General features: G+C 51.5%; 20 protein-coding genes, 2 tRNA genes and 2 pseudogenes. 10 read left to right on the top strand and 14 right to left on the bottom strand.

The window, feature by feature from the left end; genetic code table 11:
* Nucleotides 1-106: 106 nt before the first annotated feature.
* Together RUA4292_RS24635 and RUA4292_RS19990 are read left to right on the top strand one after the other, a co-directional pair.
* Nucleotides 107-262 (top strand): annotated as a pseudogene (locus RUA4292_RS24635) (IS5/IS1182 family transposase); the annotation flags it as partial.
* Between the two features lie 117 nt (nt 263-379).
* Nucleotides 380-942: pseudogene (locus RUA4292_RS19990) on the top strand (IS21 family transposase); the annotation flags it as partial.
* A 646-nt stretch (nt 943-1,588) separates the two neighbouring features.
* On the opposite strand, the gene RUA4292_RS19985 reads toward RUA4292_RS19990, so the two are convergent.
* Together RUA4292_RS19985 and RUA4292_RS24630 are read right to left on the bottom strand one after the other, a co-directional pair.
* Nucleotides 1,589-3,355, bottom strand: coding sequence for an ABC transporter ATP-binding protein (locus tag RUA4292_RS19985; protein ID WP_058279183.1), 1,767 nt, complete (start codon nt 3,353-3,355; stop codon nt 1,589-1,591).
* 365 nt (nt 3,356-3,720) lie between these two features.
* Nucleotides 3,721-3,936 carry a hypothetical protein gene (locus RUA4292_RS24630; RefSeq protein WP_145975031.1) on the bottom strand — a complete coding sequence of 72 codons (216 nt, stop codon included), beginning with the start codon at nt 3,934-3,936 and terminating at the stop codon, nt 3,721-3,723.
* Nucleotides 3,937-3,970: 34 nt separating this feature from the next.
* Here RUA4292_RS24630 and RUA4292_RS19970 point away from each other — a divergent pair, with 34 nt between their 5' ends.
* From RUA4292_RS19970 to glf, 3 genes are read left to right on the top strand one after another with little or no spacing between them, the layout of a single operon-like run.
* Nucleotides 3,971-4,771: a glycosyltransferase family 25 protein gene (locus RUA4292_RS19970; protein ID WP_158507072.1), complete on the top strand. Its 801-nt coding sequence runs from the start codon at nt 3,971-3,973 to the stop codon at nt 4,769-4,771.
* Nucleotides 4,768-5,658: a hypothetical protein gene (locus RUA4292_RS19965; RefSeq protein ID WP_058279179.1), complete on the top strand. Its 891-nt coding sequence runs from the start codon at nt 4,768-4,770 to the stop codon at nt 5,656-5,658. The genes RUA4292_RS19970 and RUA4292_RS19965 overlap by 4 nt, the downstream gene beginning before the upstream one ends.
* Nucleotide 5,659: 1 nt before the next feature.
* Complete coding sequence (gene glf / locus RUA4292_RS19960; protein ID WP_058279178.1) at nt 5,660-6,808, top strand: UDP-galactopyranose mutase; 1,149 nt, start codon at nt 5,660-5,662, stop codon at nt 6,806-6,808.
* Between the two features lie 136 nt (nt 6,809-6,944).
* On the opposite strand, the gene rfbA is transcribed toward glf, so the two are convergent.
* The 4 genes from rfbA to rfbC are packed head-to-tail and all read right to left on the bottom strand — an operon-like array spanning nt 6,945 to nt 10,301.
* On the bottom strand, nt 6,945-7,814 hold the full coding sequence (rfbA, locus tag RUA4292_RS19955; protein WP_058279177.1) for a glucose-1-phosphate thymidylyltransferase RfbA: 870 nt from the start codon (nt 7,812-7,814) through the stop codon (nt 6,945-6,947).
* A gap of 11 nt (nt 7,815-7,825) precedes the next feature.
* Complete coding sequence (gene rfbD, locus RUA4292_RS19950; RefSeq protein WP_058279176.1) at nt 7,826-8,698, bottom strand: dTDP-4-dehydrorhamnose reductase; 873 nt, start codon at nt 8,696-8,698, stop codon at nt 7,826-7,828.
* A complete protein-coding gene (gene rfbB / locus RUA4292_RS19945) occupies nt 8,695-9,735 on the bottom strand; it encodes a dTDP-glucose 4,6-dehydratase (protein WP_058279175.1) in 1,041 nt (346 codons plus the stop codon). Before rfbB ends, rfbD begins: the two co-directional genes overlap by 4 nt.
* A complete protein-coding gene (rfbC, locus tag RUA4292_RS19940) occupies nt 9,732-10,301 on the bottom strand; it encodes a dTDP-4-dehydrorhamnose 3,5-epimerase (RefSeq protein ID WP_058279174.1) in 570 nt (189 codons plus the stop codon). The genes rfbB and rfbC overlap by 4 nt, the downstream gene beginning before the upstream one ends.
* Before the next feature lie 455 nt (nt 10,302-10,756).
* Between rfbC and RUA4292_RS19935 the strand changes: the two genes are divergently transcribed.
* Together RUA4292_RS19935 and RUA4292_RS19930 are read left to right on the top strand one after the other, a co-directional pair.
* Nucleotides 10,757-12,565, top strand: a complete 1,809-nt coding sequence (locus tag RUA4292_RS19935) for a hypothetical protein (RefSeq protein WP_058279173.1) — start codon at nt 10,757-10,759, stop codon at nt 12,563-12,565.
* Nucleotides 12,562-13,362 carry a hypothetical protein gene (locus RUA4292_RS19930; protein WP_058279172.1) on the top strand — a complete coding sequence of 267 codons (801 nt, stop codon included), beginning with the start codon at nt 12,562-12,564 and terminating at the stop codon, nt 13,360-13,362. The genes RUA4292_RS19935 and RUA4292_RS19930 overlap by 4 nt, the downstream gene beginning before the upstream one ends.
* Nucleotides 13,363-13,483: 121 nt before the next feature.
* On the opposite strand, the gene RUA4292_RS19925 is transcribed toward RUA4292_RS19930, so the two are convergent.
* From RUA4292_RS19925 to RUA4292_RS19905, 5 genes are all read right to left on the bottom strand, one after another.
* Nucleotides 13,484-15,460, bottom strand: a complete 1,977-nt coding sequence (locus RUA4292_RS19925) for an HAD-IA family hydrolase (protein WP_058279171.1) — start codon at nt 15,458-15,460, stop codon at nt 13,484-13,486.
* 269 nt (nt 15,461-15,729) lie between these two features.
* Nucleotides 15,730-16,779 carry an ACR3 family arsenite efflux transporter gene (arsB, locus tag RUA4292_RS19920; protein ID WP_058279170.1) on the bottom strand — a complete coding sequence of 350 codons (1,050 nt, stop codon included), beginning with the start codon at nt 16,777-16,779 and terminating at the stop codon, nt 15,730-15,732.
* Entirely contained in the window at nt 16,776-18,041 is a 1,266-nt protein-coding gene (gene arsJ, locus RUA4292_RS19915; protein WP_058279169.1) for an organoarsenical effux MFS transporter ArsJ, read from the bottom strand. The genes arsB and arsJ overlap by 4 nt, the downstream gene beginning before the upstream one ends.
* Nucleotides 18,038-19,036 carry an ArsJ-associated glyceraldehyde-3-phosphate dehydrogenase gene (locus RUA4292_RS19910; protein ID WP_058279168.1) on the bottom strand — a complete coding sequence of 333 codons (999 nt, stop codon included), beginning with the start codon at nt 19,034-19,036 and terminating at the stop codon, nt 18,038-18,040. The genes arsJ and RUA4292_RS19910 overlap by 4 nt, the downstream gene beginning before the upstream one ends.
* Complete coding sequence (locus RUA4292_RS19905) at nt 19,033-19,866, bottom strand: arsenate reductase/protein-tyrosine-phosphatase family protein (protein WP_058279167.1); 834 nt, start codon at nt 19,864-19,866, stop codon at nt 19,033-19,035. The genes RUA4292_RS19910 and RUA4292_RS19905 overlap by 4 nt, the downstream gene beginning before the upstream one ends.
* Before the next feature lie 222 nt (nt 19,867-20,088).
* On the opposite strand from RUA4292_RS19905, the gene RUA4292_RS19900 reads away from it, so the two are divergent.
* Nucleotides 20,089-20,164 (top strand) — tRNA-Thr (locus tag RUA4292_RS19900).
* 89 nt (nt 20,165-20,253) lie between these two features.
* A complete protein-coding gene (locus RUA4292_RS19895) occupies nt 20,254-20,580 on the top strand; it encodes a hypothetical protein (protein ID WP_058279166.1) in 327 nt (108 codons plus the stop codon).
* A 312-nt stretch (nt 20,581-20,892) separates the two neighbouring features.
* Here the strand turns inward: RUA4292_RS19895 and RUA4292_RS19890 are convergent.
* A tRNA-OTHER gene (locus RUA4292_RS19890) sits at nt 20,893-20,952 on the bottom strand.
* A 162-nt stretch (nt 20,953-21,114) separates the two neighbouring features.
* Between RUA4292_RS19890 and RUA4292_RS19885 the strand changes: the two genes are divergently transcribed.
* Nucleotides 21,115-22,290, top strand: a complete 1,176-nt coding sequence (locus tag RUA4292_RS19885; RefSeq protein ID WP_058279165.1) for a site-specific integrase — start codon at nt 21,115-21,117, stop codon at nt 22,288-22,290.
* Nucleotides 22,291-22,380: 90 nt separating this feature from the next.
* Here the strand turns inward: RUA4292_RS19885 and RUA4292_RS19880 are convergent, their stop codons facing one another.
* Entirely contained in the window at nt 22,381-22,923 is a 543-nt protein-coding gene (locus RUA4292_RS19880) for a hypothetical protein (protein WP_145975030.1), read from the bottom strand.
* Nucleotides 22,924-23,149: 226 nt separating this feature from the next.
* The gene (locus tag RUA4292_RS19875; RefSeq protein ID WP_058279163.1) at nt 23,150-23,653 is read right to left on the bottom strand and encodes a zinc ribbon domain-containing protein; all 504 of its coding nucleotides are present in this window, start codon (nt 23,651-23,653) and stop codon (nt 23,150-23,152) included.
* Nucleotides 23,654-23,989 lie beyond the last annotated feature (336 nt).

The following is a 23,989-nucleotide window of genomic DNA, read 5'->3' as shown; positions in this document are numbered from 1 at the left end:
AATTCCTATCTGTTTAATTTCGCTGTGAAAAAGAGAGATTTTGTTAGGCGGAAGTTGCAAGATTTAGTGTTATTCCGGCAGGAACTCTGCAATTTTGGGCCGTGATATGAAGCCAATTAAGCCACCACCGGAACAAGATGATCTCCTGCGCGCCAGGTTGGTCGAGATGATCGATAAACGCCACGAGCTGGTGAAACTGGAAGCGCAGATAGGTTGGGCCGTCTTCCAGCGAGAATGGGACAGGTTCTTTCCGTCTCACACTGTGTAACTGGCGGGGCAATACTTTGCCATGATAGCGGCGTCGTTGTGGTGTCGCAGGCGGAGCAAGTGTCGGCCACTATTGTCCCTTCTGTTTTGGGAGGGCTTGGTGATATTCACCCTGGATTTGTATTTGAAGGTTCGCCGCGCTCATTTTGAGGACGGGTTGAGTGGGCGCCAGATTGCTCGGGATTTTGGGATCAGTCGAGGCAGTGTTTCAAAGATGTTGGCGTATTACGAACCGCCCAGATATCGGTGAACGGCGTCGATTATGCGGCCCAAGCTTGATCCGATGTTGCGCAAATCGATAGTTGGTTGGCAAAAGATACGACCTGCCCGCGTAAGCAACGCCATTCAGCCAAGCGGATATTTGAACGTCTGCGCGATGAATGCCGATATAATGGCGGACACACGATTGTATAAGATTATGTGCGTGCGCAACAGCGCGGCTCACGAGAGATGTTTGTCCCACTGATCTATCCACCAGGGCACGCTCAGGCGGACTTTGGCGAAGCGCTGGTTATCATCGGCGGGGTCGAGCAAAAGGCCTACTTCTTTGCCCTTGATCTACCACACAGCGATGCGAGCAAAATGCGCGCTTATCCCGCCGTGAACACTGAAGCTTGGCTTGATGGACATGTGAACGCATTTGCTTTCTTCGGTGCGGTGCTGCGCTCGATCCTATAAGAAAATGATCGATGCCTTGTGGCCAAGATCATGCCGGATGGTTCTGTCGCAAACTATTTAGATGGCAGAGCATCAGTGGAATTGGTTTACAGTTTATCCCGTATGATCGCTAAAAAAACCAACTGTCGCGTAGTTCTTTAGCCAGATTCTGAAGGTACATGCGTTACCGTGAAACACTGTCATCGATTAAAAAAGCTCCGATGATGTGGGTCGCAGCGCCATCAACAGCGAGCTGAGAACTTCGGTTGGGCTACGGTTGTGTGGGCCCAAAATAGATGAACTCGGTTAAGCCCTTGTAAATGCACTAAAGCAAGTTGCTTTTTTGTTTGCTCGGGTTTGCCTGATAGGTTTCCCCTGCCGGAGTACGCTCTCCGGACTATTGCGAGCGTTTCTATGAGCGTCATTTGAAAATTGTTACCGACGCATCTGAAGAGAATTGCAAAATCCAATCACTTGGAATGCAATCTTGGACGCAGGTTACACCTCCAGAGAGTTCACGTTGCATTTGAATAAATGGAAACGGCAAATTGGCGCAATATCTCGCTCCTGGGTTCTTCAGAGATTAGGAATCTGCCAATTCAAAGGGCATGTAGAAAGCACGCTGGCCAAAAGCTCACCCCTGTTTGGAACTTACTCCTTGGATTCACGTTGATGTTTTTTTGAATTGTTGATCAAAGAGTTTTTTGAATTGACCATCGAGTATCATCAGCTCGTTCAGGTCGCCTTGTTCGACGACGGCACCATCCTGTACGACCATGATTTTGTCGGCCTCTAGGATGGTTGAAAGCCGGTGAGCGATGACAATGACTGTCATATTCTGCGTCAGAGCGTCTAGCGCGGATTTTACAAGAGCCTCAGATTCCGCGTCCAGGGCACTAGTGGCTTCGTCCAGAAGTAATATTTCAGCATTGCGCAAGATAGCCCTTGCGATTGCAATTCGTTGCTTTTGACCGCCAGATAAGAAGGACCCGTTTTCTCCGACATGTGTGTTATAACCATCAGGCAGACTACAGATGAAGTCATGCGCGTATGCCGCCTTCGCAGCTTCGACAACCTCTTCGTCTGATGCTTCAGGCGCCGAGCAGCGCAAGTTTTCCATCACGGAGGCCGAGAACAAAAACGTGTCTTGGCCGACATACGAGATTTTTCGTCTAATCGAAGAGAAGCGGGCGTCTTGTAAGTTCTGACCATCGATTTCGACGGTCCCTTCATCGGGATCATAGAAGCGCATGATCAGGCCAAATATGGTGGACTTTCCACCCCCGGACTGGCCGACTAAAGCCGTTGTTTTCTGAGCTTCGAACGTGACGTTCATGTCTTCGATTACGGGAGTTGATCCGTTATAACCGAATGTGACGTTTCGTAAGGCGATTTCACCTGGCCCATCAAAGAGGTCTCGCGCCTCGGGGCTTTCTTTCATCGTGTCTTCTTGATCCAGAAGCCCAAACAAAAGCCCGACGCCAACCATGGCTGCTTCGATCTGAACGCGCATTCTTGATAGTCGCTTAGCGGGCTCATACGCCATCAGTAGCGCCGTTATGAAAGACATCAATTGGCCGGCTGTGGGTGGTTCCGAGCCTGCAAGACCCAGCGTCGAGACGACCAGAACGCCAGCAACTGCGAGACCCGCGAGAAACTCCATAAGTGGGCTGGCGATCGCCGCTAGCTTTGCAATATCGTTCGAGCGTTCTTCTACCTTAAGGATTGCGGTTTCCATACGGTTGATCATACGATCTTCCAGCGAGAACACTTTTATCACTTTGATGCCGGCAGAAGTTTCCTGTACCACGCGAATAATCTCTGCCAGCGATTTGAATTCCTGCTGCATTATGGCGCGAACGCTTTTTAACAGATGACGTACGCCAAATAGAGCAATAGGACCGACAACGAAGAACATGATGGAAAGTACGGGCTGTTGGTACACCATGACCGTGACCAAGCCTACTAATGTCAAAGCGTCCCGAACGAATCCGGTGACGAGAACATCAATCAGGGTCCGGGCAGCCTGCGCGCCTTGGGTCGTTCGCATGAGCAGGTCGGAGGATTCCATCTCTGCGAAGAAAGAAACGCCATGCCGCAACAGCCTGCGGTACAAGCGGTCTTGTTGCATCGCGATGATCCGGTTGCCCGCGCGAGCGAGGTAGATAGATTGGATATAAGAGGCGAGCGCTTTGGCTAGAAATAGCAAGACAACGCTAAGAGCAATCACGGCTGCCCATTCACGCATTTCAGGGCTGGTCATCGCGTCAACGATGTATTCCATCATGAAAGCAGAGCCCGCAGTGGTTGCGGCAACAGCGATCATCGCAACGATAGCAACGGCATAAAGGGGGCCTTGGGCAAAAAAGCTCTCGGTAATGAGGCGGCCCATATGGCCTGATCGCCAACTGGTCCAGGCACGCTTAATCATTGCATTCTCCAGATCGTGAAATCATGCGCTCGTTCAGATAACCTATATTCAATCCTGTCTAAAGGGCAGATCAAATGGCGCGAAAGAGTTGCCCATTCGAACGGTTGCGCAATCGTTCAAGTCAAATAGGCTTGGGCGCCGGAATGAGCAAGTGTCTGCTGTAAAATAGAAGGCTGGCGATGCCGCGTATTCCGGTATGGGATCACGCGACACGCGCTGCAGTTTGGATTCCGACATACTTGTTTTAGCGAATTTGTCTTGCTTACACCGTGTCTCCACAAATTTATGGAGTTCCGCGATCTGATTGCGACTGCAATGCAACAACCAGAGCAAACCGGGGGCGGGAAGAATCTCTGACTGGGAGATTAGGTGTCGTCAAATGATTTTCTTTTTAGTTTCATTGTGATACTCAGTGTGGAGCCACTATAATGTTCTGCATAATGTTCTGCTTTTTCTGCAAGATCATTGTAGCGTATGTCTGATTGTTTACCTTGATCGGTTTTTTGCTGCGGGAAAGCGTCAATGCAACACTGTAGATAGGGATCGACCGATTGCACTTGTAACTGGTAAACACGGCTCATAGTAACTCTGTGAAAAAATATTGGTATTATTTTCGTGTCCATCAAGACCGTCATTTTGAGTCTACCGAACGATGTAGAAAGGCGACGTTTCTGCGAAAGCGAAATTGCGCGCTTTGGCCTGTGCCACAAATTTAGCGATGCCATTGCCGGCGATCAGATAAGCAACGCGGAGCTGCGGAAATTTTATGACGCGGACATGAACCGCATCAAGTTCAAACGTCCCCTCAGCCGAAATGAAGTCGCCTGCACGTTGGGACATCGTCAGATATGGCAAGAGATTGTGAAATCTCAAGACTATGTCAGTCTTGTTTTAGAGGATGACGCCGCCTTTGTTCAGGACCCCAGATCTTTTTTGGAAGAGCTCTTGGAATGTGGTAAGTGTTTCGAAGACGTTATGATCAAGTTGGATGGCATTTCGAGGAACAATGGGCAGGTGATTAAATCCGTTGCAGATCAAAACCTTATCCTGTCTGACCGTCTACCGCCGAGAACTACTGGCTACATCATCGGCAGGCGCGCCGCCAAGCGCCTATTGGCGCTGAACGCGCCGATCGCGCGACCAATTGACATCGACCTAAAGTTCTACTGGGAGCATAACGTGCCCATCCTGACCCTTGGGCAAAAGATGATTACAGAGCGCGAAGACTTCAACAGCACCATCGATCACTGCCGAAGCAAAACCAAGCCGGGTTCATCCATGGCCAGGTTCGTTCGAAACTTAATGTACCAGACAAAGTACACGTACGGACGGTTGAGCCACCCGCTGAACCCGGACATGATCGAAGGGCTCGGCCCCCTGATGCAGGCCGGCAATCGGGTTCGGAACCGCGCATGAAGAATAGCCTTGTGGTTGTCCGTGCGGGCAACAAGTCATTGCACCATCGGTGGCAGGAAATCCCCTATGAAGATCGTAGCTACGATCTTCTGATCAGCTATTTCTCGGATGAGGCTTTTGCGGCATTCGAACCTGAACCCGGTGTTGAGGCCGTGCTGGTAAAAGGCGGCAAATGGGACGGGTTGTTCAAAACCCTGGCGGATCGTGACCTGGATCAATATGACTACTATTGGCTGCCGGATGATGATCTGGACATCAGCGCCACGGCGGTAAATGCGCTGTTTGATGCCATGCAGGTTCACGGCCTGCGTATTGCGCAACCGTCACTGACCCCCGAAAGCTATTTCTCGCATTTTGTGTTCAGCCAATGCCCGGGCTTCGTACTGCGCTACACGAACTATATCGAGATCATGGCCCCGTGCCTGCACAAGGATATCCTGAAGAAAGCATTGCCGCTTTTCCAGGGCACCATGAGCGGCTACGGCCTGGATTATATCTGGTGCCGATGGGCCGAGGCTGGCGCTTTTCGAACCGCCATTCTGGACGAAATCGCAATGCACCACACGCGGCCGATCGGAAAGAACCTGAAAGCTGCGATGGCTGCGTCGAACAACCTCAGCTCAGAGGAAGAAGAGGCCGTTCTGAAGCAGATGTTTGATCTGTCGCGGCGCACCGTTCCGGTCGTCTTTGCCGCGATCCTGCAAGGTGGGCAACCCATCTCGGGTCGTTTGCAGTTGGGATGGCACATGTGCCGGGCATGGATGTCGGTTCTGCCGAAGTTCCGCAGTGCCAGCGAGGCGCGGTCGGGTATATTCAAGATTGCCCGCCGTCAGCTGATCAAACCCCTCGACATGACGACGATTTCGATGAAACAGGAAAGCCCCTGATATGCAGTTTTTGATGGTTGGGGCCGGATTGTCTGGGGCTGTGATCGGTCGCCAACTTGCGGAACAAGGGCATGATGTCACCGTGGTCGACAGCCGTGACCATATCGGTGGAAATTGCCACACAGAACGGGATGCCGATACCGACGTCATGGTCCATGTGTACGGGCCACATATCTTCCATACGAATGACGAAGAGGTTTGGCAGTATGTGAACCAATACGCCAACTTCCTGCCCTATAAGAACCGGGTCAAAACCACCTCGCGGGGGCAGGTCTATTCGCTGCCGGTGAACCTGCACACGATCAACCAGTTCTTTGGCAAGACCATGCGCCCGGACGAGGCCCGCGCGTTTATCACCGAAGAACAGGCTGATACATCCATCACCGACCCGCAGAGTTTCGAGGAACAAGCGATGCGGTTCGTCGGTCGTGATCTGTATGAGGCGTTTTTCAAGGGCTACACGATCAAGCAATGGGGCTGCCACCCGTCCGAGCTGCCGGCGTCGATCCTGAAACGCTTACCGGTGCGGTTCAACTACGACGACAACTACTTTTTCCATAAATTCCAAGGCATGCCCGAGAACGGTTACACCGACATGATTGGTGGCATCCTCGATCACCCGGGGATCACAGTGAAGCTGAACACCATGTTCGATCGCAACATGGCGGATGGCTTCGATCATGTGTTCTACTCAGGCCCGCTGGATGGCTATTTCGACTATGAGCTTGGGCGCCTGGGATACCGCACCCTTGATTTCGAACGGTTCACCTATGACGGCGACTATCAGGGTTGCGCCGTGATGAACTATGGCGAGGAAGAGGTGCCCTTTACCCGGATCACCGAGCACAAGCACTTTGCACCGTGGGAGCCGCACGAAGGCTCGGTCTGTTATCGCGAGTTTTCCCGCGCGGCGGGTCCGGATGACATTCCCTACTACCCGATCCGTCAGGTAAAAGAAAAAGCATTGCTTAGTGAGTATGTTGCGCTGGCCGACAAGACAGAGAAGGTAACTTTTGTTGGCCGTTTGGGTACTTACCGTTATCTGGATATGGACGTCACGATCCGCGAAGCCCTCGACACAGCGCGCGTTTTTTTAGCCGCGTTCGAAGCGAAACAAGCCCTGAAACCATTTTATACCGCGCCAGTTTAGGCGCGAGCGCCGGGCCGTTTCGGTCCAGTGCTTACTCGATTCACGTTCTGGCTGATCGGACGGAATGTCTTTGTGACGGCCCTAGCTTGGATGCAATTTATTCCGGATCGTCAGGCTCACTTACTCGGTGCTAGCTTTAATCGCTCAGAAGCGAATGAAGGTAGGCGCCATAAGTCGATTTTGCGAACAGTTTTGAGCGCTTCTCGAGAGCGGCATCATCGATCCATCCATTGCTCCAGGCGATCTCATCAAGGCTACCGGTTTGCATACCCTGACGTTCTGTCAGCGTTCTTACAAAGCTTCCTGCCTCCAGCAGAGTGCCGTGTGTCCCAGTATCCAGCCAGGCGAAGCCCCGACCCATAGTCTGAACATCGAGCAGGTTTTCGTCCAAGTACATTTGCAAAAGCGAAGTAATCTCAAGCTCGCCGCGCTCAGACGGTTGGATTTCTTTAGCCCGCGCCGGCGCGTCACCATCGAGAAAGTAGAGGCCGGTGACTGCGTAGTTTGACGGCGGGTTTTGTGGTTTTTCAACAATCTGACCAACCTTTTGGTCCTCAAAAGCAACAACGCCATACCGCTCTGGGTCGGCGACGCGATATGCAAAAACCGTACCGCCTTGCTTGTTGGCATCTGCCTGGGCCAGCAGGCTTGGAAGACCGTGGCCGAAGAAGATATTGTCACCCAAGATCAATGCCGAAGGAGCGCCGGCGAGGAAATCTTCCGCCAGTGTATAAGCTTGCGCCAACCCGTCAGGAGAGTCTTGCACGATCCACGTCAGTGACAGTCCATATTGACTGCCATCACCAAAGAGGCGAATGAACTGCTCCTGGTCCTGTGGTGTTGTGATGATTGCAACTTCGCGGATCTGCGCCAACATCAATACACTGAGTGGGTAGAAAATCATTGGCTTATCGTAAACTGGTAGCAGCTGTTTGGACACGGCCATCGTAATCGGGTAAAGCCGCGTTCCAGAGCCTCCGGCAAGAATAATTCCCTTACGTTGCATGCGTTAACCTTTCAAAATTGGCCTTTTGGGGTCTGACCTAATTGCCTCAGTACCTTGGTTAGCCCGGCTTTCCAGTCAGGGCGAAGAAGCCCATAAGTTTTTTCAAGCTGGGAACAGTCCAGCCGCGAATTTTTTGGGCGGGCAGCAGGCGTCGGGTATGCGCTGGTTGGGATATCTTCAACCGAAATATCTAAGCCTGCCTGTAAAAAAATCTCGCGTGCGAAATCTGCCCAGCTTGCGTCTGGGCTTCCTGCATAATGAAACAGGCCACCCTCCACACTGGACCCTGCCTCGGCCATTCTAAGCAATGTAGCTGCGATGTCCGCTGCAGGCGTGGGGCCCCCAACCTGATCGGCAACTATGGTTACGTGGTTTCGTGTTTCCGCCAATCGAAGCATCGACTTGACGAAATTGTTTCCATGCGCCGAGAACACCCAACTTGTACGGAGAATACCATGCCAGCCTCCGGCCGCCGCGACCTTATCTTCGCCTTCCAGTTTAGTACTACCGTATACGCCAAGCGGGCTAGTCGGGTCGTTTGTAGTTCGTGCGAGCGTCCCTGATCCATCAAAGACATAATCCGTCGAGATGTGAATGAACGGAATGCCACGTTCGGCCGCCGCTTGGGCCATAGAACCGGGCGCATCAGCGTTAACGCGCCGAGCGATATCTTTCTCGTCTTCAGCCTTATCGACCGCAGTAAAAGCAGCGGCGTTAATGACCACATCAGCGTTGGTTTTCCTAATGTGGTCAGCGCAATTTTCCGGATGTAAAAGGTCGGCGTCCTCGCGACCCATCGCCTCCAATAGGATACCACGCGCAGGCGCTTGCCGTTGCAATTCTGTAGCGACCTGCCCGCTTCGGCCGAAGACGAGTATTTTCATTTGGCGATACCAAGGCGATCACCAACACCATCGCGCGCCAGAAGCGCATTCAACCAAGCTTCGTTGTCCAGATACCATTGGACGGTCTGTTCCAATCCCGTCTCAGGAGTATAGGTTGGGTGCCAGCCAAGGTCTTCAACAATTCGAGTCGGATCAATCGCATAACGGCGGTCGTGGCCAGGGCGATCAGTCACGAAAGTGATCTGTTCAGCATAAGGTTTCTCTGCCGGTCGAAGCCGGTCCAGAATACTGCAGAGCAATTTGACGAGTTCAAGATTTGTCATCTCGTTTTCGCCACCAATGTTGTAGCTTGCACCGACGGCCGCTTTTTCCAGAACAAGCAGCAGCGCCTCTGCATGGTCCTCGACATGCAGCCAGTCGCGGATGTTGTCTCCCTTACCGTAGATAGGTATCGGCTGCCTAGACAATGCCTTGTGGACAACGACCGGTATCAGCTTTTCGGGAAACTGATATGGACCATAGTTGTTTGAGCAATTTGTCAAAACAATTGGTAATCCATATGTTTCGTGCCAGGCGCGAACAAGGTGGTCCGAGCTCGCCTTTGAGGCCGAATAAGGCGAATTAGGTTGGTAAGGACTTTCTTCTGTGAAATACCCGGTTTCTCCCAGAGTTCCAAAAACCTCATCCGTCGAGATATGGTGAAAGCGAAATCCAGATGGTTTGCCCGCATCAGTCCAGTAAGCGCGCGCCGCCTCCAAAAGAACGTATGTACCAGTTACGTTTGTATCAATAAACGCTGCGGGGCCGTCGATTGAACGGTCAACATGGCTTTCAGCAGCTAGATGCATGATCGCATCTGGATTGTGTTTCTTAAGCACAGACGTCATCGCCGACGGGTCGCGAATGTCTGCGTGTTCAAAGGTATAACCATCCGCATCAGCAACTGTTGCAACGTTGTCGAGGCAAGCCGCATAAGTCAGCGAATCCACGTTGATTATGGAATGACCTTGGGCAATAGCACGACGGACAACCGCGGATCCAATAAATCCGGCGCCTCCGGTGACCAAAAGTTTCATTTGGTGTCCTCAAATTTAAAAGGGGATTCCTGCTCTGACAGGCGCAGCGCAGCTGCATCTTTATCAGACAGCTTTATTTCGGTTGATTTGAGTGGCCATTCAATGCCGATTTCGGGGTCGCTCCAGTGAACAGCCCCCTCAGTTTCTGGCGCATAAGTGTCCGAACACTTATATACAATTTCGGTGTCCGGCTCCAACGTCATAAAACCATGAGCAAAGCCAGCCGGGACGAATAGCATGCGCCCATCTTCAAAACTTAGCTCTTCGCCGACCCATTGACCAAATGTCGGAGATCCCTTGCGAATATCCACCACGACATCGAAGAATCTTCCTCGTCCGCAGCGAACAAGCTTAGCTTGCGCTTTCGGTGGCGCCTGGAAGTGCAGGCCTCGCACCGTTCCGATTTCACTGGACACAGAGTGATTGTCTTGGACAAAAACCGTCTTGATCCCGGCAGAAGAGAACTGATCACTGTTGTAAGTCTCCTCGAAAAAACCTCGGTGATCGCCAAATCGCTTTGGCGTAATCAGCTTCACCTCTGGTATAGAGAGGGTTATGAATTCCATAATAGACATTACCTATAGTGCCATCCTACGGTGCGCGCAGGGTCAAGAATGGGCTAGCTCAATCGCCATCGCTGGACAATATCCAAATAGGCTTATACTCGAAAATGGAGGCCGGGAAAGTCTCAATGTAGAAAGTTGCGTGTTCGCTGGCCTGTCTGCAAGTCAGATGGCCTCCAAGCGGCAGACCGCTTGCCGTCAACTAAGCAATTAGTGTTTTCGGAGCACTTCTTGAGGCAATGAGCTATGTCGAGGGACATGCCTCAAGTTTTGCCAGTTATCAAATGCTTGATATCAGGTTACAGCACTTAATTGACATGTGCTTCTATTCTCGGGATTGGAGGCCCCGAGGTCATCGAGGATTTGGTTTCAGTCAATCCAATAGACTACTGGCAGTCGAGTTCGATGCTTGGTATCAACAGCGCTGAAATTTTACTCACCTCGTGTTGGAAGGGTCTATGCTGTCGCAGGAACGAAACAAGGCTGAAGTCGTTCGACGGACGGGTTACGCGTTTTCGACAATTTCGAACCTCATCGAAAACCACGACGTCATCGCGTTTGATGTTTCTAAAACATTGCTGTCGCGTTGCGTGCTAAGCTCGGATGGCGTTTTCCGTTTTATGGAGCAGTCACTTGGTGTCGAAGGTTTCTGTGGCGCACGACTAAAGGCGGAGCAGCTTGCCGAGCGGCGTTTTGGAACCAATGAAGCATCCGAGATCAGTCTAAACGAGATTTACAGCCTTCTTGCAGTGCTTCTGCCGGACAACACCGTGACGCCTGACGATGAAAGGGAGTGCGAAGAAAAGTTCCACTTTTTAAATCAAGCCTTTGTTATGATTGCCACGGTTGCTCGGGATAAGGGGAAGCGACTGATCGGCATCAATGATACGCAAATGAACAAAGACCAAGTATCTAGGTTCTTGGAGGCACTCGGGATTGAACTGGATGCGTTGTATAGCCCTTTGGATGGCCGTCACTTTCTTTTGAAAGCCGCAGCTAACGAGGAGTCTGCACCAAACCGTGCCCTGCATTTCGGTCAGTGCATACTCACGAATATGAACGACGACGTGGACAGCGCCATAACTGAAATTCATGTAAACCAACACAGCGATTGCCTTAGGCAGGATGATGCTCCATTTGTTGATCAAGACTGCGGAGAATACACGTTCACTTCGGACTTGATATTGGGCCAGATCGCAGCGCGAATGCCTCATGTCGATCCCGAGGAACCCGATCTTTATAGTTTCGGCTTCAATGTTTGCGGGCCGGTGTTGCTGGGGTTCTGTGACTATATTGCGGAACGCTCAGCGCAGGATGAGTTCGATGAGCTACTTCTTCCGCCTGGCCAAGTCCAGATTATTGAGCAATCGCTAAGTACTCTGAAACTGCCATTATCATGTTATTCGATCAGCGAAGTGATAGAAGTTTTAACCAGTGATCTTTCGAACGTCTCTTCCGAAGAACGCAAACAGTTATGGCATCGTATTGAAGCATGGAAAGCCCGAGATTTTAAAAACATTGCTATTGTGGATGTCGATGGCAGCGCTCTGGACTTTGATTTTTTAACTTCGCCACAAGTGCATCGGTATTGTATTTTTGGTCAAAGTTCTCTGGTTCGCCAGGAAAGAGCTTCAGCGTATTTGCTTGACGGTTCGAACGCGACGAACACCGATGTGTCGGTAATAGGAAGTACAGTGCTTTTTGACTTGCTGTTTGCCAACCCTAAAGCATCCTTTCCCAATTTGAGTTCTGGGAAAGACATATCTGTGGCTTTGAATGGCGAGGCTGAAGCGATCACCGATGTTGGACTCCTCGCTTCTATTTGCGTCCAACGAGGGGCTCTCGATTTCCTCCGTATGATCGCGCCGATAAAGGATACGTTAGATCGCCGGGAACTGAAGGACTTCAACCTTTTCTGCCTTACGCGCCTGGTCACAACGCCAACTGAACGGGAATATCGGACATTCGAAAACGTTCCGTTTCCGTGGTGCAAGGGTGAGACTGAATGGAGAACGATCGAGTCTTACTGGAAGCCTGTGTCAATCTCGTCAAGATATCTGACCGATTTTCGCCGGCAGATTCACGAGCAGCAGCTACACAACTACGACCGTATGCTGCCAAATTCCATTAAGGATTTATCTATGCGAGACGACATAGGGCAACTTGATTGGCGCCGCATAATGTACCGCCACCCGCTGAAAATCTCGTACTGGAATTCAGTGCGGCGTTTTCAGCGTCAAAAACAAAATGAACTGGGTCAGAAATGACAGTTTCAAACGGTGACCCGTTGAAGATTTTCGTTCCGTTTGTGAATGAAAAGATGGCAACTGAACTGTTCTCTGAAAACAAGTTTTTGTTGAATGTGGATATTCACCTATTTGACAATCGCGGTCGATCGGCAGGCTTGCCGAAGCTATACAACGAAATCATAGATAACCACTTGAATGAGGATGTGTGGCTGTTTTTCGTTCATGAAGACTTTGAAGTTCAGGGAGAGTTGTTTGGCACAGAGAACTTGGCACACGAAGCAGTCTACGGGACCTTTGGAGTAAGGCTGGACGGGCATGCGCCGGTCGGGTTTGGACAGCATAAATGTAGTGAAAAAGATGGCTCTTCGGTGCTACAGGTTGGTCTGCCGGTTACGTCACCGACTTGGGTTGAAACATTGGATTGCGTGGCGATCTTAATACACACTCGGCTGTTAAGGGATCGACCTAGGTTACGGTTTGATGAGGCCCTAACGTTCGACCTTTACGCCGAAGACTTTTGTATCAATGCACAGGAGAATTTTGGCGTTCCTGTCATGGTTTTGCCCGTTGAGTTTCAGCACTACTCCAAGGGATATGTTACAGAGCGTTACTGGCGTGGAATAAAACATCTGGGCGAAAAATACCCAAATGTTGGTGTTCCCGGAAGTTGTTCGTTTATTGGGGGGAAATCGCAAGAGCTTGAAACCCACTATACCTATGATATTCCGGCTAACAGAAAAAAAAGGCGTGATAGAGCCGCGAAGAAAAACCGAAACTATTTTAAGGCTTTGCGATTATTTAGAAAACGCCCTTAATTGGCGGTTATACGTAGCAGGTCACTAAGCCCCGTATGACATTCATTGTTACTAGCCAAAGAAAGACGCAAGTAACACCTACATTTGCAATCTCGATGGAGTTTTCGAAAAATGTGGGTAGCTATAGTTTAACTTTCTTTCTTTTTCTTAACACAAACTTCAGTAGGGCGTACGAAAAGGGGTTGAGTTGAGATGCATATGCTGCTCGCCACCGACTATTTTTGGCGTTGCGATAATGTGTGTTACGTTCACCAATTCTGGTCAGGCTCTCACCAGTTGTGTCTCCCACTCCATCGAAGATTCTGACATTCTTGAATCTATGGGCGTCCAGGCGGTGCGGCTTTCTCAGAAATTGACGCAAGTCGCGTTCATCTTTCGGTCTGGTATATTTAGATATCGTCTCGGCCGACATTGCCTTGAGTACAGACTCGATAGCATTCAGCGCGGCATCTTGAATTATTTTCGCGCGCCGGAGGTTGGCTGCTTCCAAGTCGCCGACATCAGCAGTGCTCCAAGATATCTCACCTGAGTCATTTTCTTGTAATCCAAGGACGCTGCCATGATCTGCTGAACAGAAAAACTCAACGATATCCCGAAAATCGGTAAACCAGGCGGCCAATTGGGACGGAAGCCCATTTGATGCTGTATAGCTTTCATAATCCAGACCGCCGCGCCTTAGGATTGATATGGCGTGAGGGCTTGTTCCGAAATACAGACCGACGACATCCGCTTCCGTGCCCACGATCTCGCAAATTGAACGCTGTAGGCTACCGCGCCAGCCGACATCAAACACAGCGGTCTTCGTGCCTGCAGGAAAAGCTGAACGGTAATATTTTGTCAGCAGGTCGCGCTCATGCGCGAAAGATTGATAAAAAGCCTCGGGGCTTTCCCTGAGAAGACCCAAGGCCTGTTTGCGTGTATTTCTCGTGAGTGACTCTGTTTCACTCAAGCCGTGATTTGCAAAGATTCCTTTTAGGCTTGGTCCGCCTGAGATCTTGTTCAGGAATTCTTGCAATGTTTCCGAATTCGCCAAGGTCGTATGAAGCATACCACCAATAGTGTCGGGTTCCAGAACAGTGAATGGCAGCGTGAGCAATCGCCTAGACGCAGCTAAGTACTGCGTGTCATATTTGTCTGGCCACAGCAGTTCGAACGCAGCTTTGGGAAACATCCCATCGCGTGCAAGAAATGCAATGCGCGAGATGTCCTTTTTGTCCATCACCTGCTTCATCCAGATAAGCATCGATGTGATCAATGGCGCGACCAATACGGCCCCGACGGCCTCAAAGTACTGGTCCTCGGATAATGTACGGAAGTCTAACTTTTCAGCATCGTAATGATGTGTCTCCAGAAAATTCGCGGAAAAAATCTGAAAGACTGGGCGGGTTCCTGCAAGAATATTGGAATGGTGCTTTGGTTTTGGAGATCTGGCAGGTACGTCCTTGCTAGCCAAGACTACATGGGACTGCATACCTGCGCCGGCAGCCATTTTGCCATCGGCATGTTTGTTATCACCGATATGTAAAATTTTTTCGTGTGGAACACCAAAATACTCAACCACCTCTTCGAACAAGTTGCCAGTATGTTTGGTCTTTCCTTGCTCGTTCGAAACGAAGACGCGTTCCCATCCGATAATTCCTTTTGCCTCCAGCACTTTCTCAAGAAAGTTTTGGGGAAGGTACATATCCGACGTGATGACAAGTCGTTTCTTTGTGTTTTTTAGCTTGGCCACCAACTTTCTTCCAAAATTGGTGGCGTGAAGCAGGTCCATTTCCGTTTCTAGTTCGAGCTGTTTGATCTGCTCAGTTTGCGTACCGCTACAATTCGTGAGTTGTTGAAAACAAAAATAAATCTCGTCTAACGAAACGTCCTCCAGTCCTTTCTGGTCTGCGTCTTCCCGAGCCAATTGCTCGGCTGCGACCCGATAGTCCTTAAAATACTCGGTCACCTGCCTTGTTTCTATGTGCTCCTCCATGAAACCGAAGGCATCAATGGGAGAGTTGCAATGGCGAAAGAGGAGGGTGTCGAAGATGTCCACAGACAGGAAATCGTAATCTCCGATCTTGGAAAGCACTGCGCTACTGGAAGACACATTCATTATTTTTCTGCGATTGCTTATTAATGCCAAAATAGTCTCACGCTAACTAGGTTTGTCTGAATTGATGCTTGCGTCAGGGCTCGACAAAAGCACTGACTCACTCTTGCGCAGAAATTCGGTTAATGCAGACGACTTATCAAGCTGAAATTGAACTTCGTCCATTTTTGACAGCTGCTGAAGCACGAGTAGTACTTCGAGACAAAGCGTTAGTGAACCCGAGTTTTCGGTTCACTTTACGCTTTTGGGTGATCTCCGCGACTGACCATTTGTCAGTTGGAATTGAGTGTTTTTTTAGAGTATTGCGTTTCGACTTCTGGAAACCGCGCCCGTGTACGGTTTGCGAAGGCAACCAGCGACAGCATCACCGGGACTTCAACCAGAACTCCTACGACCGTCGCCAGCGCTGCTCCCGAGTTCAATCCGAACAGGCTGATGGCCACAGCGACAGCCAGCTCAAAGAAGTTTGACGTGCCGATCATGGCGCAGGGTGCGGCGATCCGGTGCGGCACTTTCAAAGCAAAGGCTGTGCCGTAGGCCAGGGCAAAAATACCGTAGCTCTGGATCAGAATTGGCACTGCGATCAAGACAATCACCAGTGGTTTGGCCAGAATGGTCTGCCCCTGCAAGCCGAACAGAATGACGACCGTGGCGATCAGGCCCATGACCGACCACGGCTTGACGCGTGCGGAAAACGCATCGATTGCCTCCTGCGATCCCAGTTTGTGTCGGGTGAAGAGGCCGGCGATCAGCGGCAATACGACATATAGAACAGTTGCCAGAAACAGCGTTTGCCATGGAACCTGGATATCGGTCACGCCCAGCAGAAAGGCCACGATCGGGGCGAATGCCACCACCATGATCAAGTCGTTCACGGAAACCTGCACCAGGGTATAGGTCGCATCGCCCCTGGTCAGCTGAGACCAGACGAACACCATAGCGGTGCAGGGCGCGGCACCCAGCAGGATCAGCCCGGCGGTGTATTGCGCCGCGTCTTCGGGTTTAATCCATGGCGCAAAGACGTGGTCAAAGAACAGAACCGCCAGAAAGGCCATGGTGAAAGGCTTAATCAGCCAGTTGACCACCAGCGTCACGATCAACCCGCGTGGTTGCCGGGCAACGCCCGCCACTGCGCCGAAATCCACGCCGACCATCATGGGGTAGACCATCGCCCAGATCAGCAAAGCTACCACAAGATTGACGCTGGCCACTTCGGCCGAGGCGATCAGTTGAACCAGTTCGGGGGCGGCCAAACCGATCAACACGCCGCCAACCATGGCAAGTGCGACCCAGACAGTCAGATAGCGTTCGAAGATGCTCATGGATATGCCTCTTTTGTCTGATCGGTCAGTTTGCCGGATGTCAGTGCAGCCAAGGCGACCATCGCGGCTGCGGTGCCCAGAACCAGTGAAAGTCCACCGATTTGATATGTCAAACCAGATAGGACTGTGCCGAAAAGGCGGCCCGTTGCATTGGCCATGTAGTAAAAGCCCACATCCATCGTCACACGCTCGGACTTGGTGAAGGCCAGGATAAGATATGAATGCAGCGCTGAATTGACGGCGAAGATCGCCCCGAAGGCCAAAAGGCCCACGACCAACGTAACGGTCAGCCATGTCTCGGGGCCGGACGAGAGCAGAACCGCGATGGTCAGGGCAGCAGGCACGCAGAACAGTGCTGCGGCCCAATTCTTGGCTGCGTGGATAAGGTCTCCTTCCGGGCGTTCCTTTGCACGCAGGATTTTCGGCGCGCTGGCCTGAACTGCTCCGTAAAGTATGACCCAAACGGCCATGAACGTGCCGATCATGAAAAACGCGGCACGGTTGCCATCCTCGGTTCCGTCCGACAGTACCGCGTAGAAATAGATCGGGATGCCGACCACGAACCAAACGTCCCGTGCACCAAACAAGAAGACTCGAGCAGCTGATAACCAATTCACGTTGGCGGATTTCGAAAAGACCTCAGAGAATTTGGCGTCTTTGCGACCCTCGGGCAGGCCGGGCGGCATGAACAGGATGACGGCGACAAGAATCACCGCCAGTATCACCGCCATTGCGAGAACGGCCCACATAAAACCCAAGGTAGCCAGCAACGCAGCCCCAAGCAGAAAGCCAAGCCCCTTAACGGCGTTCTTTGACCCGGTTAAGGCCGCAACCCAGCGGAACAGCCCCCCGCCGTCAGTTGGGGCCAACAGTTTGACCGCGGACTTTGAGGACATCTTGGCCAAATCCTTGGCGACTCCACTGGCCCCTTGCACGATCATCACAAAGACAACTTCGGTTGGAATCGCCCAATTAGGGTCTAATTCAGTGAGAACCAACAGTGCCCCAACCTGCAATGTCAGCCCAGCATAAAGTGTCGATGTCAAACCGAACCGGGCCGCGATCCAACCCGCGGCAAGGTTCGTGCCGATGCCAGCGATCTCGTAAAGTACAAACAGGTATGCCAGTTGAACCGGCGAAAACCCCATCGTGTGAAAGTGCAACAGCACCAGCATACGCAGGGCCCCGTCGGTCAGCATAAAGGCCCAATAGGCCGCCGTGACCGCGATATAGGCCGACAGTCCTGCGGGCCGTTGGGTCACAGCGAAGCACCCACCATCAGCGCGACATCGACCAAGCGGTGCGCATAGCCCATTTCGTTGTCGTACCAGGCATAGATTTTCACCTGTGTGCCATTGACCACCATGGTCGAGGGCGCATCAACAATCGAAGACCGTTCGTCATTGGTGTAATCGGTAGAAACCAGCGGCCGCGTCTCATAGCCGAGGATGCCATTCAGATCACCGTCAGCAGCGGTTTTGAATAACGCGTTGACCTCTTCGACGGTTGTCTCACGCTCAACCTCGAAAACGCAATCGGTCAACGAGGCGTTCAATAGCGGCACGCGCACGGCATGCCCGTTCAGCCGCCCTTTGAGTTCGGGGTAGATCAGCGTAATCGCCGTGGCCGAACCGGTGGTGGTTGGAATCAAAGAGTTCAACGCCGAGCGCGCCCGGCGCAGATCTTTGGCGGGGCGGTCCACGATGGTTTGTGTGTTGGTCACGTCATGGATCGTGGTCATCGACCCATGGCGAATGCCCAGGTTTTCGTGGATGACCTTGACCACAGGTGCTAGGCAATTGGTTGTGCAGGACGCCGCCGTTACGATGCTATGGGCAGCTGGATCATAAGTAGTCTCATTCACGCCCATGACGATGTTGGCAGTCGGGCCATCCTTGACCGGGGCCGAGATAACAACCTTCTTCACACCAGCTTCGAAATACGGCGCCAATTTGGCTTCTGTCTTGAAGACACCGGTGCAGTCGATCACCACATCGACGCCGTCCAGCGGCAGTTCAGACAGGTCATTGGTTCCGATAAATGGCAGACGGGTTCCGTTGATCGTAACGCTGTCGGAATCATGCTCGAACGTGGCGTCCCAACGCCCATGCACAGTATCAAACTCCAGAAGGTGTGCGTGCATTTCAGGATCGCCAACCGCGTCATTGATCCATGCAATCTTTGCGCTTTTGTCCAACAACGGCTTCAGGGCCAGTTTTCCCATCCGGCCCAGCCCGTTCACAGCATAAGTCGTCATTTGATGTCCTCAGTGGGTGTCCTGCCAATATCATCAACAGCAGATTGCAATGCGATCCCGTCGAGGCTTTCGACCGGCAAAGACGTAAAGGCCTCGATCCGGCGCTTGAGCGCGCCGTAGGCGTTTTGAAAGGCCAGGCTTTTCTCGGCATCCGTGCCTGTGGCATTTACCGGGTCGGGCATTCCCCAATGGCCGCTGATTGGCTGGCCTTCCCAGGCAGGACATTCCTCGTTTGCGGCCTGATTGCAGACGGTAAAGACAAAATCCATCTCGGGCGCGTCGGGCGCCGCAAACTCGGACATATGTTTGGACCGCAGGATAGAGGTGTCATGCCCCTTGTCGCTCAGGACCTGCAAAGCGAAAGGGTTGAGCTGGGACGTGGGCTGGGTACCGGCCGAGTAAACGTTGAACCGGTCACCCCCCAATTGGCGCAGCAAGGATTCCGCAAATATTGAGCGGGCAGAGTTGCCCACGCACAGAAACAAGACATTGAACTTCCGATTTTTCACCGTCTCACTTCCCTGAGCAAAAGGCATGCAGATATCTGGACGACCACGGCAGCAATCAACGATCAGATAATCAAGCATCTGCTGCACGTTATTCATTTCTACCGAATAGAGCAGGGACGTCCCGGAACGTTCCTGCTTGACCAGCCCGGAACGCTGCAGCGCGTTCAGGTAATTGGATAGAGTGCTGGCCTTCAGGTCGAGCTCATCCGCCAACTCTCCGGCAGGGACGCTGTCAGGAAAACGCCGGATCAACATACGAAACACAAGGATGCGCTGCGGATGACCCAGGATGGCCAATTGGTTTGTTATTCGTTCTATCATATTTCATGAAATATAGAAATAAAACAAATCAGTCAATCTAAACGAAGCAGCAACAAAGACGAGGCTAAGTACTTTGCAAGGTTAGTTTTTTTGTAGCAGTTCAGGAATGGAGTGGGATGCCAGCGATTTGCGCTGTCCGAATCATCATAACGCGCATTGAAGGCGTCTACGGCTAACGAGACTTGCACGCATCAGCACTAGGGTTTAAGGACACCATCGCTTGCCTCAATAGCTCAGCTGGTAGAGCAGGTCCTTCGTAAGGACAAGGTCGGGGGTTCGAGTCCCTCTTGAGGCACCAGTGCTTTCGACAAAAAAATCATAAAAATAAGGGTTTTTCGGAAAAAGTGACCCTGTAGAGGTGACACAAAAGGTGACGAGAGGGGTGACATGGTGCCTCTGATCATCTTTGAAGCAGGAGCGATTCTGGTCATGGCCCGATACATCGAACAGAAGAACCCAAATGGCCTCTTCCGCCGCACATTTTTAACCACGTTGGCTGAGTTAGGTATCGGCGATGCCATGGTCGCTGATGCGATGCTGAATCATCGGCAGTCACAGTCGCTGTCTGGCCCCCGAGCTGCCTATAACCACGCCAGCTTGTGGAACCAGAAAGTACGGGTAATGGACACGTGGGCAAACCTGATTGAGCACGCAGTGGAAAAAGGGTCATGGCAAGACGCAACTCAGGTCGTGAGCTTTCGCCGCCCTGCCTAACCGTTCCCCAAATGCCCTGAGTGACCGGCAACAGTTGCCATTTACCACTCTGTAAGCGCACTTACCAGAGAGCAATTTTGCGGGCCTCAGGCGTCCACTTAGGGCTGCATCTACGCTGTGAGGGGCATGTTGAATGAATGTAAACCTTGATCGCGGAATCTCGGGCTGCGATAAGAAAACCGAGAGGCGAGGGCGAAATGATGCTGACCTGTTGCATCAATGTCGTCCGTGAATAGTCCGTGAAAACCGGGCGCGCCTAACCAAAAAGCTGCGACAAGTATTCGGTAAGATTCTGTTATTTAAAGAAAAAAGTGGTGAGCCGTGCAGGATTCGAACCTGCGACCCACTGATTAAAAGTTAGTTCAAACGGCTTTTCTACGGTCTTCTACGCTGCGCTACATTGGTGCATAACCATTTGAAATATCTGTGTTTTTATTGAGATTCACCCACGTTCTCCTCATACTGCTTGTCACAAAGTGCTATGCCCGGTGGTTGCTAGGTGGTTGCTGCGGCTGTTTTGAGGAACCAAAGCTAATGAAATTGAGTAAACGACAAATCGACAACGCCACATGCCGCGAAGATAAGACCCTTTTTCTTTGGGATGGCACGCTATCCGGGTTTGGTGTCAGACTGTTGCCCTCAGGCGCAAAGCGATACGTTGTCAAATATCGTTCATACGGCGGTGGACGCAGTGCTAAACAACGTTCGGTGACGATTGGCACTCATGGGCAAATCCCGTTTGACCAAGCAAAGGAACATGCCCGACAGATATTGGCGGCCGTGAAACGAGGTGCTGACCCGCAAGGTGAAAGGCAAGCCATACGAGGTGCTCCAAAACTTGTTGACGCGTGGGAGAAATTCCAGCGCGAGGAACTGGCCAACAAGAAGTCAGCTACTATTCGAGACTACACATCGTGTTGGGAGCGGCACATTGGCCCGAAATTGGGCAGTACCAAAACTGTAGACGTTTCGCGTTCAGACGTTAGCCGTTTACATCAGTCGCTGAGTGATACGCCTTATCTGGCAAATCGGATGCTGGCCTTATTGTCGTCGTTGATGAACAAGTGCGAAGCTTGGGAATGGCGGGAGCAAGGAACTAACCCGTGCCGATTTGTTAAGAAGTTTGAAGAACAGTCACGGGAACGGTACTTATCCGGTCCTGAACTCGAACGACTCGGGAAGGCGCTGCGCGATCTGGTAGACGACGGCACAATTTGGCCGGATGTAGCCAACCTAATCAAACTCCTATTGCTGACGGGTGCCCGCAGGAACGAAGTCGCCACCTGCGAATGGGATTGGATCGATTGGGAACGGCAAGTCATCTTATTGCCCGATAGCAAAACTGGCGCAAAACCGTTGTTCTTAGGGGACGACGCTATTCAAGTTCTAGAATCACAGAAGGTGACCACGCGCGACCCAGAATCGAGCTACGTATTTCCCGGCAAGAAACCAGACTCACCGCTGGTTAACTTGTCAAAACCTTGGAAAGTGATCTGCGAAGCGGCTGAACTGACGGACATCAGAATACACGATCTGCGCCACACAGCCGCCAGCATCGCAGTCGGGCAAGGCGTTGCCCTTCCAATTATTGGTCGATTGCTGGGCCATACACAAACGCAAACAACAGCGCGTTACGCCCACGTCGATAGCGACCCAGCGTTGGCGGCAGCCAATGCTATTGGCATGGTCATAAGTAGGTCCATTCGATAGGCCCAGAACTCACAGACTATGGACATAGTTACCGATGGTCGCAGCCCAAAACGGACATGCGCTGTCCGTGGGCTGGCGACAAATGGATCTTTACTGTAATCGGAGCAACCTATGTACCTTCTCGGCCATATAGTTCAGAATCTTTTCATAGCTGTCTTCCTCTCCTGAGCAGCGGCCCACGAAAATCCAGTCCAGCATTTCCACGTCAGATTGAACACGTGCAAATGTGGACTCTGATATCGATCTGCGGGTTTGCTTATCGTCATTGAGAGATCGAATATCCACACGTGCCCGAGGCGTATCAGCTACGTCAGCAAGTGGTTCTAGGAAACCATCTTTTTGAGCGTTAGTAAGTTGATCTCTTCCTTGGCCCCTGTAGGGTTCACCGAGGTGGGAAAACAGTTCTTCTAACGAGATACCCCGCGCTTGACCGCCGGATGTATCCGACTTCTGCACCTTCGAGTCAGTTTCGTTCTCGCCCATCAATACCGCCCTGAAATCTCTTCTTTCGGCGGTCACCTTAGATTCAACTTTGGAATGAGCACAGGTCAAAAATTGTGCCCGCGCAACTTTGATTTTGCTTCGTTGCAGAATGATGGCTTCAACTATCGACCGACGGCGATAAACCAACATTATCAAGTGCCGCTTACTCTGCCCAATTTTTGGTTGAATGGTGGCGTGGCTAGAGCGCGGCACCGACGCGCGAACTACGCGCCAATGCCACAACATGCTTAAAATTGCTGAACGGCCACGCTCTGCGCGTTAGAGCGCCGCTCAGCACACACTCCGCATTAACAATGGGTTATCACTTTTTCCGCCGTCTGTCGGAACGCGATATTCTGAGGGGTAACGCTGAATATCAAAACAATAGTTCTTGGAACTCAAGCCAAGCCTGCCCGTCGCTGTATGACTTCGAGTATTCGACCCGGCTGTTGGTGCTATTAGACCAAGTCGCTCGACCGATGCAATTGACTTCCGTTGGCGATTGAGACTCCGTCGATGTGTTCACAAGGGCCTGCATCGTGATACCACCGTTCTGAATAGCATGCTCTGTGGAAAGCGCGATGATCTCGTCGTGAATGCTCTCGCAATCCAGATCGCCGACTTCAAAATCCATTTGCCTCAAAAGATCAGTCACCATTTCGACGGGGTTTGGTGGTTCACCTTGTGACAGCCAATTCAGCCCATAGGTCAAGACAAAGCTAGCGACAACGAAACCGACCACTACTCTCACAAGCTCATGGGCAGTGCTTTTGGTGGTTACGTCGTCATTATCATAGTGTTGCGGCGCACCACAGTTAGGACAGGCTGTGGCTTGATCAGAGATTTCAGTTTCGCATTCGTAACAGGTGGTAAGGGCCATCTTGTACTGCTCGTCTTTGGTTTGTTTGAATGGTGTGATTGAGTCTCAGGAAGAGGTATTCGCAAGGAAGCCAACTCAGCCGTCGAGAAGGTCCCCGGCACGCTTTTTCCGAAGCCTTCGGCTTTACTAACGTGCGCATCATTGAACGCGTATTTGGTGTTCTCGTTAGCTTTGCAGGCAATCCGCTAATTTGAGGATAGAATTGTTGCCATGCCGATCATCGGGTAGATGAAAAACTGTATGGAGCAGAATATTCGGAACCATCCACCGATCTTTTAACCATTGGTCTGCAATCGCATTCCACTGCGGAACATCCATTGACCAAAGTAAAAACAG

Origin of the sequence: Ruegeria atlantica (assembly GCF_001458195.1) — a bacterium.
Classification (GTDB): domain Bacteria; phylum Pseudomonadota; class Alphaproteobacteria; order Rhodobacterales; family Rhodobacteraceae; genus Ruegeria; species Ruegeria atlantica.
This window is presented reverse-complemented; position numbering and strand designations above follow the sequence as displayed.

Excerpts from the sequence above, each read along its gene's own strand:
- RUA4292_RS19985 (WP_058279183.1), bottom strand. The coding sequence starts at position 3,355 with ATGATTAAGCGTGCCTGGACCAGTTGGCGATCAGGCCATATGGGCCGC.
- RUA4292_RS24630 (WP_145975031.1), bottom strand. The coding sequence starts at position 3,936 with ATGAGCCGTGTTTACCAGTTACAAGTGCAATCGGTCGATCCCTATCTA.
- RUA4292_RS19965 (WP_058279179.1), top strand. The coding sequence starts at position 4,768 with ATGAAGAATAGCCTTGTGGTTGTCCGTGCGGGCAACAAGTCATTGCAC.
- glf (WP_058279178.1), top strand. The coding sequence starts at position 5,660 with ATGCAGTTTTTGATGGTTGGGGCCGGATTGTCTGGGGCTGTGATCGGT.
- rfbA (WP_058279177.1), bottom strand. The coding sequence starts at position 7,814 with ATGCAACGTAAGGGAATTATTCTTGCCGGAGGCTCTGGAACGCGGCTT.
- rfbD (WP_058279176.1), bottom strand. The coding sequence starts at position 8,698 with ATGAAAATACTCGTCTTCGGCCGAAGCGGGCAGGTCGCTACAGAATTG.
- rfbB (WP_058279175.1), bottom strand. The coding sequence starts at position 9,735 with ATGAAACTTTTGGTCACCGGAGGCGCCGGATTTATTGGATCCGCGGTT.
- rfbC (WP_058279174.1), bottom strand. The coding sequence starts at position 10,301 with ATGGAATTCATAACCCTCTCTATACCAGAGGTGAAGCTGATTACGCCA.
- RUA4292_RS19935 (WP_058279173.1), top strand. The coding sequence starts at position 10,757 with ATGCTGTCGCAGGAACGAAACAAGGCTGAAGTCGTTCGACGGACGGGT.
- RUA4292_RS19930 (WP_058279172.1), top strand. The coding sequence starts at position 12,562 with ATGACAGTTTCAAACGGTGACCCGTTGAAGATTTTCGTTCCGTTTGTG.
- RUA4292_RS19925 (WP_058279171.1), bottom strand. The coding sequence starts at position 15,460 with ATGAATGTGTCTTCCAGTAGCGCAGTGCTTTCCAAGATCGGAGATTAC.
- arsB (WP_058279170.1), bottom strand. The coding sequence starts at position 16,779 with ATGAGCATCTTCGAACGCTATCTGACTGTCTGGGTCGCACTTGCCATG.
- RUA4292_RS19910 (WP_058279168.1), bottom strand. The coding sequence starts at position 19,036 with ATGACGACTTATGCTGTGAACGGGCTGGGCCGGATGGGAAAACTGGCC.
- RUA4292_RS19905 (WP_058279167.1), bottom strand. The coding sequence starts at position 19,866 with ATGATAGAACGAATAACAAACCAATTGGCCATCCTGGGTCATCCGCAG.
- RUA4292_RS19895 (WP_058279166.1), top strand. The coding sequence starts at position 20,254 with ATGGTGCCTCTGATCATCTTTGAAGCAGGAGCGATTCTGGTCATGGCC.
- RUA4292_RS19885 (WP_058279165.1), top strand. The coding sequence starts at position 21,115 with ATGAAATTGAGTAAACGACAAATCGACAACGCCACATGCCGCGAAGAT.
- RUA4292_RS19880 (WP_145975030.1), bottom strand. The coding sequence starts at position 22,923 with ATGTTGGTTTATCGCCGTCGGTCGATAGTTGAAGCCATCATTCTGCAA.
- RUA4292_RS19875 (WP_058279163.1), bottom strand. The coding sequence starts at position 23,653 with ATGGCCCTTACCACCTGTTACGAATGCGAAACTGAAATCTCTGATCAA.